The following is a 12570-nucleotide window of genomic DNA, read 5'->3' as shown; positions in this document are numbered from 1 at the left end:
CATTTTCCTTCAAGTAAACATCGTACCAGTTTTTTTTGCCCGACGGCATTGAATTGCCATGGTCTTCGCCCTGTCTTTTCGGCCGTTGCGGATCGACTTAACCACGTTGAACAGGCGTTCGCGTTCGCTGCGCGACAGCGAAGTGGTGGCTTCGTCAAATATCAGCACACGCGGGTTACAATGAAGGGCGCGTGCGATCTCAACTCGTTGCCTGTCACCGGTGCTCAACCGCGCCATCGGTGTGCGCGGATCGCCCGTAAATCCCAATGGTCCCAACAGCGCCGCCGCTTGTGCTTCGGCTGCAGCGCAATCCACAAAGCCGAAGCGTTTCCGAGGCATCCCGTCGGCAAAGATGTTCTCGGCCAGGGTCGAGCCTGATTGGGTCATGTCTTTACCCCCGCGGCCATTGTCACGCACTTGCGGCTATGACGGGTGTTGAACCACGAACAATCAACTCTGGCTGCAACAGAGCGTTTTCGCCCGCCTCTTCCCCATCAATCAAATGCATCAGCTTCTGCCAGGCCTGACTGGCGATCTGGGCCGAAGGCTGGCTGATCACAGAGATGCCCGGCTGCATCATGGTCAGCGCCTCGAAGTCATCCATCGCCAAAAAGCGTGTATCACCGGGAATGGACCACCCTTTGGCCTGAAGCGCAGGCAATACACTTTTCGACGCAAGGTTCGAGGCCGCAAAAATCGCCTGCGGTGGCTTATCCAGGGCCTTCAACGCTGTCAGCGCCTGTTCTTTGCCTACAAAAACGTCCAAAGACAGGCTGAACGACCTGACCGATACCTGCTCAGGCTGGTTGGCCAGAGCGGCACTAAACCCATCTTCTCGCTGTTTCAGAATCCAGTAATCGGGACGGCTGTGCCCAAAATACACGACATCGCGTGCGCCAATCTCCAATAGATGCCGGCCTGCCATTTCGCCGGCTGCCTTGTGATCGACAGAGACTGAGGGAAATGGATTTTTTTGTGAAATCCTATCGGCAACAACGATCGGAATACCGTATCGCTCAAGTTCCGCCAAAGCGGGCTGGTAGTCGAAGGCAGGCACAATGATCAGCCCATCCACACGCCGGGAAATTATTGCTTGCAAGTGTCGGCGCGTTCGCGCCTCGTCCTCGCCTGTCGTCATAAACATGACGCTTTTCTCGCTATCCAGCGCAAGGTTCTCGATTTCTTGCAATACTTCCGAGAAAAATGCGTTTTCGATATTGGGCACAACCAATGCGATAACCCCGGTTCTGCTGCTGCGCAGGCTGGCGGCCAACGTATTGCGGTTGTAGCCAAGCTCGGCTGCTGCGGCTTCGACCCTTTCGACAAGCGCTTTCGAAACCACAGGACGCCGGTTCATCACGTTCGATGCGGTCCCGACCGAAACCGAAGCACGTTTCGCTATGTCAACAATCGTCGGGTTTTTCATTTTTTCCACCTTGCGAGAATCACCATTTAAAACGTTTCAAGCTATTTTGAAATGTTTCAATCGGGTTTTGGCGACGAATTTGGAATCCATTCGACCCTCAGCTCGACGCTTATCCGCTTACTTCCTAGGCATGTGCACCGGCACGTCGCAGAGAAAGAACATTTCGGCCGTATGTTCAAAGCAGTAGCCAAAATCACCAACTCAGTTGCTGTACTAAGGTGTTCAAGACCGCGCCAAAAAGCGATGCCTACAAATCGGGCAGTTTCCTCAAAACAACCATTGCACGATCAAAAAACCTCAATCATCCGTTGACAAACATTTTGCCGCAATGCAACCAATTGCGTATAGGTTGCTATAAAGGTTTCACTCGTGCCCAGCTCAAAACCCAATATTGAGCCTGAAAAAAGAGATGCCATCCTGAAGCTTTCGGACTTCAGCCTGTCTTTTCGTGGCCAAACTGCCACCGCCGTAGACGGATTGAACCTGACCGTCTCAGCAGGCGATACACTGTGTATCGTGGGCGAATCCGGCTGCGGGAAATCGGTGACCGCCATGGCGCTGATGGGGTTGTTGCCGCTCGATGTGATCGAAATCCCTTCGGGTGAATTAGAATTCGAAGGCCGCAGATACGACCTGCGGACGCAGCAACTGGACGCCGCTACGCGGGGCGACCGGATGGCGATGATCTTTCAAGAGCCGATGACCTCGCTCAACCCCGCGTTCAAGATCGGAGATCAAATCACCGAGGCGGTCCTGCATCACCGCAACTGCACTCTTGCAGAAGCCGATGAAAGCGCACTGACCATGCTGCGGCGCGTTGGCATTCCGGCCCCGGAACAGCGGTTGAACGAATATCCCCACCAGCTTTCAGGTGGAATGCGGCAGCGGGTGATGATCGCGATGGCGCTGATCAACAATCCCTCGCTGCTGATCGCGGATGAGCCGACCACGGCCCTGGACGTCACCATTCAGGCCCAGATCCTTGACCTGATCCGGGAACTTCAGGCTGAAACAGGAATGGGCGCGGTGTTCATTACCCATGATCTGGGCGTTGTCGCTGAAATCGCAACGAATGTGGCGGTGATGTATGGCGGACAGATCGTCGAAAGCGGCCCGGTGGATGCAGTGTTCGATGATCCGCAACACCCCTACACCATTGGCCTCATGAGCTCGGTCCCGCGCATGAGCGGATCTCTCGACAGGTTGATCACTGTGCCCGGCACCGTGCCTGCGCTGGCGGACATGCCGCAGGGTTGCCGCTTTCGCACGCGCTGCCCCTTTGCGACCGAGGATTGCGCCGATCGTCCAGTGCTGTCTGATGTCGGGGAAAACCACGCAGTGGCTTGCCACTATGCCCCGCTGGAGCAGCTCAAGGGGGTCAGATGCGCGATGTAATCCTTGAGGCACGAAACCTCACCCGTCATTTCACACTCGGCACCGGCCTGTTCGAGCGCAAAACCAAAGTGCGCGCGGTCGATGGTGTTTCTCTGTCGGTGCATAAGGGCGAAACCTTTGCCATCGTCGGAGAATCCGGTTGCGGTAAGTCAACGCTTGCGCGGCTGTTGATGCGGCTGGATCGGCCAACCTCGGGTCAGGTTCTGTTTGACGGGCAAGAGGTTCAGGACCTGCCCCGCCGTGACATGGCCCCGCTGCGCCAACAGATGCAATTCGTGTTTCAGGACCCGTTCTCGTCCCTGAACCCCCGAATGACGGTGGGCAAATTGGTCGGCGAACCGTTAGAAGTGCACGCGCATGAGCCTGATGAGGGCGCGCGTCGCCAAAAGGTTGCCGCGCTATTGGCGCAGGTCGGGTTACTTCCAGATCACGCCAACCGCTATCCGCACGAATTCTCGGGTGGCCAGCGCCAGCGGATCGGAATTGCCCGTGCGCTGGCCTCGGGTCCCCGGCTGCTGATCGGGGATGAACCGGTCTCGGCTTTGGATGTGTCGGTACAGGCGCAGGTGGTAAATCTGCTGAACGATCTAAAAGAGGATCTGGATCTAACGCTGGTCATTATCGCTCATGATCTGGCCGTTATCCGGCATATGAGCGACCGCATCGCTGTGATGTATTTGGGGCAGGTAGTTGAAACCGGCCCCGCCGATCAGGTGTTCGAGGAACCGCGCCACCCCTATACGCACGCACTGCTATCCGCGATCCCGGAACCCGAGCCAGGGCGTGAACGTGATCACATGGCGCTGAACGGGGAAACACCCAGTCCGTCTGCGCCACCGGCAGGGTGCCGGTTTCATACCCGCTGCCCCTTTGCGCAGGACAATTGCCGGACGACACCCCCAGTTCTGGAGGACGCAGGCAGGGGCCATCACGTCGCCTGCCATCATTGGAAAACCATACCAGAGGCCGGAAAACCGGCCCCGCCCCGACGCCGCAGCGCCGGAGCAGAAGAGCGGTTCGCGCTGTATCGCGCGGCTGTCCAAACGCCCCCGGCTTCTGCCGAAAACAGAGAGGAAACACCATGAATGTCTTGAAAACCGGTCTGTTGGCCGGACTGCTCGGTGCAATCGCGCTCAGCGCGCAAGCCGCCGACCTGCGCATCGCTCTGCAATCCGACGCAGATGTGTTGGACCCCGATCAGTCGCGCACATTTGTTGGCCGCATCGTCTATGCCTCGATGTGTGATAAGCTGGTCGACATCACCCCTGACCTTGAGCTGATCCCGCAACTGGCCACCGGCTGGGAATGGAGCGAGGACGGCAAAGCCCTGACCATGACCCTGCGCGAAGGCGTGGTGTTCCATGACGGCACGCCGTTCAACGCACAGGCCGTGGCCGACAATATCGACCGGTCGCAGAACCTTGAGGAATCGCGCCGTAAGTCCGAGCTGAAGTCCGTGACCGGTGTCGATGTGGTCGATGACTACACTGTTCGTTTTACCATGGCCGCGCCCGACGCGACCCTGCTGGCGCAATTTGCCGACCGCTCAGGCATGATGGTTTCTCCGACGGCAGCCAAGGCGGCAGGGGCGGATTTTGGTCTGAACCCAGTCTGCTCGGGCCCGTTCAAGTTCAAGGAACGTGTCGCTCAGGATCGTATCGCGCTCGAGCGGTTCCCTGACTACTGGAACGCGGGTGAAATCCATTTCGATAGCGTCACCTTCCTGCCCATTCCGGACACAACCGTCCGTCTGGCCAACCTGCAATCGGGTGACATCGACATGCTGGAACGTCTGGCCGCGACTGACCTCGCGCAGGCTGAAGGTGATGGCGGGATCAACGTTGAACGCGCTGTTTCGCTTGGATATCAGGGCATTACCGTCAATGTGAATAATGGTGACAAGGGCGACAACCCGTGGGGCAATGACAAACGTCTGCGTCAGGCGCTCAGCTATGCGCTGGACCGCGATGCGATCAACCAGGTTGTGTTCGAAGGTGCGTTTGCGCCGGGCAACCAGCCCTTCCCGCCCACGTCTCCATGGTATGACGCCGATCACCCGGTGCCCGCGCGTGACGTGGAAAAAGCAAAGGCCCTGCTGGCCGAGGCGGGCTTCCCCGACGGGATCGACCTTGAGGTTCAGGTTCCCAACACCACCGTTCCGCTACAACTGATGCAGGTCGTGCAGGCCATGGCGGCCGAAGCCGGGATCAGAATCGAGATCACGTCCAAGGAATTTGCCACCCTGCTGGCCGATCAAAGTGCCGGTGACTATCAGGCCAGCCAGATCGGGTGGTCGGGCCGCGTGGACCCGGATGGCAATATCCACCAGTTCATGACCACCGGTGGCGGCATCAATGACAGCCATTACTCGGACCCGAAAGTGGACGAGATGCTGAACAACGCCCGCGCCTCGACCGATTTTGATGTGCGAAAGGCGGATTATGACGCTGCACGGGACATTCTGGCTCAGGATATGCCCATCGTGTACCTGTATCACCAGACATGGATCTGGGCACTTGATGATGGCCTCTCGGGCTTCACCCCCTATCCGGATGGGATGATCCGGTTGGAAGGCGTGAAACTGGAGAAATAAGCCACTCACGGCCCGCCCGGTCCTCCAGCCGGGCGGGTATTTTATCCGAAAGCCCCTGTTATGCTGTCTTTCATTCTGCGTCGCATCCTGATTGCGATCCCCACGATCCTGCTGATCTCGATCTTCGTGTTCAGCCTGCAAAAGCTGTTGCCCGGCGACCCTGTGCTGGCCATGGCAGGCGAGGAACGTGACCCCGAAGTGCTGGAATTCCTACGCGAGAAATATCGTCTGAACGACCCCATTCCAGTGCAATATCTGACATGGGTCGGGAATGCATTGCAGGGGGACCTGGGCATTTCGCTGCGCACCAATCAGCCCGTGACCGAGCTGATTACGGAAAAGCTGCCGGTTACGATCCAGCTTGCCATCATGGCGATCCTGTTTGCGCTGGTGATCGGGATACCAGCGGGCATTCTGTCGGCGGTCAAGAAAGGCACTATTACAGACTACATCGCCAATATCGTGGCACTGTCCGGGCTTTCCATTCCGAATTTCTGGCTGGGGATCATGCTGATCCTGCTGGTCTCGGTAAAGCTGAACCTGCTGCCAGCCTCAGGCTATGTACCCCTGTCCGAGGACCCGGTGAAATCCATCACCACCATGCTGATGCCTGCCTTTGTGTTGGGAACTGCGCTGGCCGCGACGCTGATGCGACATACCCGATCGGCGATGCTGGGCGTGCTGAAATCCGACTATGTCCGCACCGCGCGCGCCAAGGGCCTGTATGAACGCCGCGTGGTGTTGAAACACGCCTTCCGCAACGCGCTGACCCCGATTGTGACCCTGACCGCCCTGCTATTCGGAGAGCTGATAGCAGGCGCCGTTCTGACAGAGCAGATTTTCACCATCCCTGGTTTCGGCAAGATGGTCGTCGATGCTGTGTTCAACCGCGATTACGCTGTGGTGCAGGGCATCGTGCTGGTCACAGCCGTGGGGTTCATCGTGATGAATCTGCTGGCTGACGTGGCCTATGTGCTGCTGAACCCCCGTCTGAGGAATGCCTGACATGGCCCTAGCTGATCCCATCCTCTCGCGCCGCCCGGAAAATCGGGTCTGGAAGAAATTCCGCACGCATAAAAGCGCCATGCTGGGCGGTTTTCTGGTTACGTTTTTCGTGCTGATTGCCCTTCTGGCCCCGATCCTGCCGGTTCCCGACCCGGCAGCCACCGACTGGGGTGCTGTGCGCAAACCACCTACAGCAGCGCATCCGTTCGGCACCGATGAAATTGGCCGAGACGTACTGTCCCGCATGATCTGGGGCGCGCAGGCGTCGCTGCTGGCAGGTGTTGTCTCGGTTGGGATTGCGGTGCTGCTGGGCGTTCCACTTGGCATTGTCGCAGGCTATTTTGGCGGCTGGATCGACGCCATCATCTCTCGCTGCACTGAGGCCCTTTTGGCCGCGCCCTTCCTGATCCTCGCCATCGCTCTGGCGGCGTTTTTGGGGCCGTCCCTGACCAACGCGATGATCGCCATTGGCCTGTCTGCGACCCCTGTCTTCATACGCCTGACCCGAGGGCAGGTGCTATCAGTCCGGGCCGAGGACTACGTCACCTCAGCCCGCGCCATCGGCTTGCCGACCTCGAAAATCCTCAGCCGCTACATTTTCCCCAACGTGCTTCCGCCGGTTCTGGTGCAGGCCACACTGACCATCGCCACCGCCATCATTGCCGAGGCGTCATTGTCCTTCCTTGGCCTTGGGCAGCAGCCACCTGCGCCTAGCTGGGGCTCGATGCTGAACACGGCGAAAAACTTCCTCAATCAGGCCCCGTGGATGGCCATGTGGCCAGGCGTCGCAATCTTCCTTGTGGTGCTGGGGTTCAACCTTCTGGGTGACGGGCTGCGCGATGCGCTGGACCCGCGCGAACATTGATTTCGGAGACTAGGAATGACTGAATTCACCACCCGCCCCGAGATCCGAGGCACCTTTGGCGTCGTCACTTCGACCCATTGGATCGCCTCGGCTGTGGGCTTTGGCATTCTGGAAAAGGGCGGCAACGCGTTTGACGCCGCCGTTGCCACTGCGCTGACCCTGCAAGTGGTCGAGCCGCATCTGAACGGTCCCGCAGGCGACATGCCTGCAATTTTCCACTCGGCCAAAACCGGCAAGACCGAAGTGCTGTGCGCCCAAGGCCCCGCGCCCGCCGCCGCCACGATTGAACATTACACGGGGTTGGGGCTGAACCTGATCCCCGGCTCGGGCCTGTTGGCCACGGTCATCCCCGGAGCCTTCGACGGCTGGATGCTGATGCTGCGCGACCATGGCGTACTGCCCCTGCGGGACGTGGTGCAACCCGCCATCGACTATGCGCGCGACGGCCACCCTGTCTTGCCGCGCGTGGCCCATACTATTGACGGGCTGACCGACTTTTTCAAAGACGAATGGCCCAGTTCGGCAGAGACATGGATGCCCGATGGCAAAGCACCCGAACCGCACAGTAACTTCGCCAACCCGGCTTTGGCCGCAACCTATGAACGTCTTGTAGCCGATGCCGAAGCCGCGCATGACGACCGCACGGATCAGATCGACGCTGCCCGTCGGGCGTGGCGCGAAGGGTTCGTTGCCGACCGCATCTTCGACTATCTGGCCGAGGCTTCGGTGATGGATGTCTCGGGCCAGCGCAATTCCGGCGTGATGACGCGCGCGGATATGGCCGACTGGCGGGCCTCGTATGAAGACACGCTGACCTATGACTATCACGGCTGGACCGTGCACAAGACCCAAGCCTGGAGCCAGGGTCCGGTTCTGTTGCAAGCGCTGGCGATCCTCAAGGGGATCGACCTTGGGTCGATGGACCCCAACGGGGCAGAGTTCGTACATACAGTAATCGAGGCGATGAAGCTCGCCTATGCGGATCGCGAGGCCTATTACGGTGATCCCGACCATAGCGACATCCCGATGGATTACCTGCTCAGCGACGCCTACGCCGCCGAGCGCCGCGCGTTGATCACCCCAGATGCCTCGCAGGATCAACGCCCCGGCCGGGTGCCCGGCTTTGAACATCTGGCCGATGCCTACATCGCTCGCGCCGAACGAGATTTCTCGGCCAGAACCGGCGCCAGCGCGGGTGAACCGACCATGTCGCACCTGACCGAGAAGCGCGGCGACACGGTGCATCTGGACGTAATCGACCGCTGGGGCAACATGGTGGCGGCCACACCCTCGGGGGGATGGCTGCAAAGCTCTCCGGTCATTCCCGGGCTTGGGTTTCCGCTGAACAGTCGGGCGCAGATGTTCTGGCTGGAACCGGGGCTGCCGACCTCACTGGCACCGGGGCGCAGGCCGCGCACGACGCTGACGCCAAGTCTGGCGGAAAAAGAAGGCGTGCAACTGGTCTTTGGCACGCCCGGCGGCGACCAGCAGGATCAATGGCAGCTGATCTGGTTCCTGCGCTTCGTACATTTCGGGCTGGGATTGCAGGAATGCATGGACGCGCCGCTGTTTCACTCGATGCATTTTCAAGGCTCGTTCTATCCCCGCGCCACCGCCCCCGGCGAGATGATGATCGAGGCCACATTCGGCGAAACCGTGATCGAGGACCTGCGCGCACGCGGCCACAAAGTCTCGGTGGCCGAGCCTTGGACGGTGGGTCGCCTTACGGCAGCCCTGCGCGAAAAAGACGGAACTCTGCGCGCGGCGGCGACGCCACGATTGATGCAAGCTTATGCGGTGGGACGGTGACATGACCTATTCTCTGATTGCAAAAGACCCGGAAACCGGCGCCATCGGCCTTATCGTGGCCAGCCGCTTTTTCGCCTGTGGCGCGCGTGTTCCCAATGTTGGCCCGCGTAGCGCCATCGCTTCGCAAGCTTTCTCGAACCCGGTTTGGGGCACCGAAGGCTTAAGGCGACTTGAGGCTGGAGAGGCCGCGCAATCGGTATTGGATGATCTGGTCGCCCGCGACACCGGCCGGGACGCGCGGCAGGCCCATCTTATGGATGCACATGGCAATTTCGCCGCCTGTACCGGATCGGCCTGCGTTGACTGGGCCGGGCATCGGATCGGGCAGATGCACTCGGTCGCGGGTAATATGCTGGCGGGACCCGAAGTGGTGGATGCGACCTTTGAAACCTATGCGGCCGAGGGCGCGCTGCCCTTCCCCGAACGGTTGATGGCGGCGATGGAGGCGGGCGAGCGTGCAGGCGGTGACAAGCGCGGCAAGCAGGCTGCCGGCTTGGTCATCAATCGCGGTCAGACCCATTCTTGGCTAGATCTGCGCAGCGACGACCATTCTGATCCGCTGGCCGAACTGCGACGGCTTTATGATGTCGCCAGTGAGCGGTACCTGCATTTCGCCGAGGCGATGCCGAGCGAACAGAATTTCTCGGGCAATCCCGACCGCACCGCCCTTGACGCAGCGATTGCCGAGGCCGAGGCCCAGCGGCAGGCCGAAGGGCGCGTCAGCCGTTCACTGGCCACTGATTCGGCGTGATGCATGGGCGGGATTGACGTTTCCACCCTGGCGACCTTGATCGCGATTGCCGCAGCCGCTGGCGTGTTCGGCGGTATTCTGGCCGGGTTGCTGGGGGTTGGCGGAGGGATCGTAATCGTCCCTGCCCTGTATTTCGCATTGTCGCTGACAGGTAGTGATCCGGCGCTGACCATGCAGGTGGCGGTTGGAACATCGCTGGCTACCATCGTGTTCACTGCTTTGTCCTCAAGCTGGGGGCACTATAAGCGCGGCGCGCTGGATATGGCGTTGCTGAAACGTTGGGCCCCGGCCATTCTGGTCGGCGTGGTGATCGGCGGGATATTGGGCGGTGTGGTCAGCGGCTATATTCTGGTTGCTGTTTTTGCCACGGTGGCAGCTGTGGTCGCGCTGGACATGATCTTTCGCAAGCCCGGCAATGACGGCCCGCCCCGCAGCTTTTCACCCCGCGTTTGGGCTGCAACCGGCGTATTTGCCGGGGCGATTTCGGCAATGATGGGCATCGGTGGCGGCACGGTCTGCGTGCCCGTACTGAACTTTTTGGGCTATGACATCCGCCGCGCTGTCGGCACATCAGCTGCCATCGGCTTCGTCATCGGCCTGCCCGGCGCGTTGATCTATGCGGCGACAGGGCTGGGGCGGACGGGGCTACCGCCCTTCTCGCTTGGCTATGTCAACTTGATCGCGGCAGCGCTGATCATCCCGCTGACGACCAGCTTTGCCCATGTCGGCGTACGCATCGCTCACACGATCTCGCAACGTGCATTGCGTCTTGCCTTTGGCGCCTTCCTGATGCTTACGTCCTTGCGCATGTTCTATGACCTGATCGGAGCGTTCTGACCTTTGGGAAATTGTCCAACAGATATCGAACTGACTACAGCCTTGCGGGCGGGAATCGAAACAGGTGATTTCCTGAAGAACGGCAAGCTGCTGCCAGAGCGGGCGCTGGCCGAGGCATTGAACGTGACCCGCACCCGGATGCGTCGAATACTGGATCAGCTTGAAGAAGACGGCACTGTATTTCGCCGCCACGGTCAGGGAACCTTTGTGTCACCACCGCCCGCAGTGGGTGCCAGCCCGTTCCGGGCTGTGGCAGCCAAAGTGATGCCGCGCGACGTGATGGAAGTGCGACTAGAGATCGAACCCGCACTCGCGGCTCTGGCGGCGCAACGGGCCTCTACCAAAGAACTGCGCACGCTCGAGCAACTGATGCAGGCCACGCTGGATGCGGCTGATACTCAGGCCTATGGGGTCGCCGACGATGTATTTCACTACAAGATCGCGGAACTTGCGCATAATCCGCTGTTTCTGACGGTCTACGATTCAATCCGCGCGGTTCGAAAACAATCGGAGTGGACCCGGCAGCGCGCGACGCAATATTCCGCCTCGACACTGGTGCGTCTGGGCGAACAGCATGAACAATTGTTCAGCACGATTGCCGCGCGTGACAGTCAGGGCGCAGCGGAAGTTATGCAGTCACATCTGCTGTCCGTTTCCAACGCCATGTTGCGCGAAAGGACTTATGGGCTAACCCAGCACTTAACCGATCTTCACTCGGATTGAAAAGAGAGCATCAGCGCCTCGCAATTCTAATACTCCCTGCTTTGAAGCCGCAAACAATACTGGCAAGGCGTTCAATGCAAAACGACCCTCTGCCGCAGGTTCAAATATCCAAACTACCGTAATATCGCTGCTTTCGACTGTCTTCCGGCTTTGACCTGTAGTGCTTGAAGAAAGCCCGAGACATTGCCACCCGCGACGAAAACCCCGTGGCAATGGCAACTTCCGAAAACGGTAAGTCGGTATGTCTCAAAAGACAGTGCACCCGCTCCAATCTAAGTTCTTTATAGGTGTCCAATAGCTTAGTGCCCGTTTTGCACAGATACCGTCGCTGCAACTGACGTGTCGATGTTCCAACGACTTTTGACAATTCGGAAATACTAAGCGGTTCCTCAATCGTCTCCAGCATAGTTTTCAGCGTATGAATAACCAATTCGTCCCCGCCAGAGCGACGCACCAGCCGATTTACAACCCGACTTTCGCTCCCCCGCGTCGGTTCTTCCAACCCGATATATTTGCGTAATACATCCGCTATATGTTCGCCATGATCAATCGACACGAAGCGGGCCAGTAACCTGAGAGAACTGATCCGGCTATTGGCACTATGCAGGCGCCCCGTCGCAGAAAGATGGGTTGATGTTCCGCAGCTTTCCAACCCTTGCTCTGCCGCACCGGCTTGGAAACCCGGATGGACCGCACCCAGCTTGCGACCAGAACCGCCCGCCAGCATCAACAGCATCACAGCCCCTCCGACAAGCATTGTCCGAGGCGCAAGGTTCAAGACCTGAGCGACCCAAAGCCGTTCTGATCCAATAGGATGCCAAGTCTGCTCGTGATCGCCCCAGAAGATGACAGAGCGACCAGTCCAATAAAGGGGCTCGCCAACTTTGTCTTCAGCAAGAATGCGTAGGTTGACGACATAGGAGTGCGCCTCGATCAACCTGTTCAAAGCCCTGTAGAACGACATAATCGGTTCTACGGTCGCTTTATCCTCAGGGCGTTGCAGAACAACTTCGATGTTTCGAACGCGTTTTGCCATTGGCTGCACTGCGTCCCTATTCGCCTGATCTTTTTGAACAACGTAGTGTTTCATCAGATTTACCAAGTCTGGTTGTGTAAGGTCAGAAAAGGTGCTCCTTGGATGGTGTTTCCCCCGCTGGGCGGGGGAT

Annotated in this window: 12 protein-coding genes; 9 read left to right on the top strand and 3 right to left on the bottom strand. The window is 59.1% G+C overall.

Annotated elements, in window-relative coordinates; all coding sequences use genetic code 11:
* Window positions 1-9 precede the first annotated feature (9 nt).
* Window positions 10-387 (bottom strand): ATP-binding cassette domain-containing protein, encoded by a 378-nt coding sequence (locus ACR3E7_RS19425; RefSeq protein WP_480506102.1) that lies wholly within the window; start codon window positions 385-387, stop codon window positions 10-12.
* Window positions 388-409: 22 nt separating this feature from the next.
* On the bottom strand, window positions 410-1426 hold the full coding sequence (locus tag ACR3E7_RS19420; protein ID WP_170791749.1) for a LacI family DNA-binding transcriptional regulator: 1017 nt from the start codon (window positions 1424-1426) through the stop codon (window positions 410-412).
* A gap of 369 nt (window positions 1427-1795) precedes the next feature.
* Here ACR3E7_RS19420 and ACR3E7_RS19415 point away from each other — a divergent pair, with 369 nt between their 5' ends.
* From ACR3E7_RS19415 to ACR3E7_RS19375, 9 genes are read left to right on the top strand one after another with little or no spacing between them, the layout of a single operon-like run.
* Window positions 1796-2821 (top strand): ABC transporter ATP-binding protein, encoded by a 1026-nt coding sequence (locus ACR3E7_RS19415; protein WP_480506104.1) that lies wholly within the window; start codon window positions 1796-1798, stop codon window positions 2819-2821.
* Window positions 2809-3906 carry an ABC transporter ATP-binding protein gene (locus ACR3E7_RS19410; protein WP_480506106.1) on the top strand — a complete coding sequence of 366 codons (1098 nt, stop codon included), beginning with the start codon at window positions 2809-2811 and terminating at the stop codon, window positions 3904-3906. The genes ACR3E7_RS19415 and ACR3E7_RS19410 overlap by 13 nt, the downstream gene beginning before the upstream one ends.
* A complete protein-coding gene (locus ACR3E7_RS19405; RefSeq protein WP_480506108.1) occupies window positions 3903-5414 on the top strand; it encodes an ABC transporter substrate-binding protein in 1512 nt (503 codons plus the stop codon). The genes ACR3E7_RS19410 and ACR3E7_RS19405 overlap by 4 nt, the downstream gene beginning before the upstream one ends.
* A 60-nt stretch (window positions 5415-5474) precedes the next feature.
* Window positions 5475-6419, top strand: coding sequence for an ABC transporter permease (locus tag ACR3E7_RS19400; RefSeq protein ID WP_480506110.1), 945 nt, complete (start codon window positions 5475-5477; stop codon window positions 6417-6419).
* Window position 6420: 1 nt separating this feature from the next.
* Window positions 6421-7284: an ABC transporter permease gene (locus tag ACR3E7_RS19395; RefSeq protein ID WP_237215986.1), complete on the top strand. Its 864-nt coding sequence runs from the start codon at window positions 6421-6423 to the stop codon at window positions 7282-7284.
* A 15-nt stretch (window positions 7285-7299) separates the two neighbouring features.
* Window positions 7300-9093, top strand: a complete 1794-nt coding sequence (locus ACR3E7_RS19390) for a gamma-glutamyltransferase family protein (RefSeq protein ID WP_480506112.1) — start codon at window positions 7300-7302, stop codon at window positions 9091-9093.
* A gap of 1 nt (window position 9094) precedes the next feature.
* Window positions 9095-9844, top strand: a complete 750-nt coding sequence (locus ACR3E7_RS19385; protein WP_480506114.1) for a DUF1028 domain-containing protein — start codon at window positions 9095-9097, stop codon at window positions 9842-9844.
* A 3-nt stretch (window positions 9845-9847) separates the two neighbouring features.
* Window positions 9848-10681 (top strand): sulfite exporter TauE/SafE family protein, encoded by an 834-nt coding sequence (locus ACR3E7_RS19380; RefSeq protein WP_480506116.1) that lies wholly within the window; start codon window positions 9848-9850, stop codon window positions 10679-10681.
* Window positions 10682-10684: 3 nt separating this feature from the next.
* A complete protein-coding gene (locus ACR3E7_RS19375) occupies window positions 10685-11404 on the top strand; it encodes a FadR/GntR family transcriptional regulator (protein WP_480506118.1) in 720 nt (239 codons plus the stop codon).
* Between the two features lie 100 nt (window positions 11405-11504).
* Here ACR3E7_RS19375 and ACR3E7_RS19370 read toward each other — a convergent pair whose 3' ends face one another.
* Window positions 11505-12494 (bottom strand): helix-turn-helix domain-containing protein, encoded by a 990-nt coding sequence (locus ACR3E7_RS19370; protein WP_480506120.1) that lies wholly within the window; start codon window positions 12492-12494, stop codon window positions 11505-11507.
* Between the last annotated feature and the right edge of the window lie 76 nt (window positions 12495-12570).

The organism is Ruegeria sp. BK1 (assembly GCF_056535645.1).
The sequence above is the reverse complement of the archived record's forward strand: the minus strand, read 5'-3'. Positions and strand labels throughout refer to the sequence as shown.

Bases quoted from the DNA above. Each gene is read 5' to 3' on its own strand.
- ACR3E7_RS19395 (WP_237215986.1), top strand. From the start codon at position 6,421: ATGGCCCTAGCTGATCCCATCCTCTCGCGCCGCCCGGAAAATCGGGTC.
- ACR3E7_RS19370 (WP_480506120.1), bottom strand. From the start codon at position 12,494: ATGAAACACTACGTTGTTCAAAAAGATCAGGCGAATAGGGACGCAGTG.
- ACR3E7_RS19410 (WP_480506106.1), top strand. From the start codon at position 2,809: ATGCGCGATGTAATCCTTGAGGCACGAAACCTCACCCGTCATTTCACA.
- ACR3E7_RS19420 (WP_170791749.1), bottom strand. From the start codon at position 1,426: ATGAAAAACCCGACGATTGTTGACATAGCGAAACGTGCTTCGGTTTCG.
- ACR3E7_RS19425 (WP_480506102.1), bottom strand. From the start codon at position 387: ATGACCCAATCAGGCTCGACCCTGGCCGAGAACATCTTTGCCGACGGG.
- ACR3E7_RS19380 (WP_480506116.1), top strand. From the start codon at position 9,848: ATGGGCGGGATTGACGTTTCCACCCTGGCGACCTTGATCGCGATTGCC.
- ACR3E7_RS19385 (WP_480506114.1), top strand. From the start codon at position 9,095: ATGACCTATTCTCTGATTGCAAAAGACCCGGAAACCGGCGCCATCGGC.
- ACR3E7_RS19400 (WP_480506110.1), top strand. From the start codon at position 5,475: ATGCTGTCTTTCATTCTGCGTCGCATCCTGATTGCGATCCCCACGATC.
- ACR3E7_RS19390 (WP_480506112.1), top strand. From the start codon at position 7,300: ATGACTGAATTCACCACCCGCCCCGAGATCCGAGGCACCTTTGGCGTC.
- ACR3E7_RS19405 (WP_480506108.1), top strand. From the start codon at position 3,903: ATGAATGTCTTGAAAACCGGTCTGTTGGCCGGACTGCTCGGTGCAATC.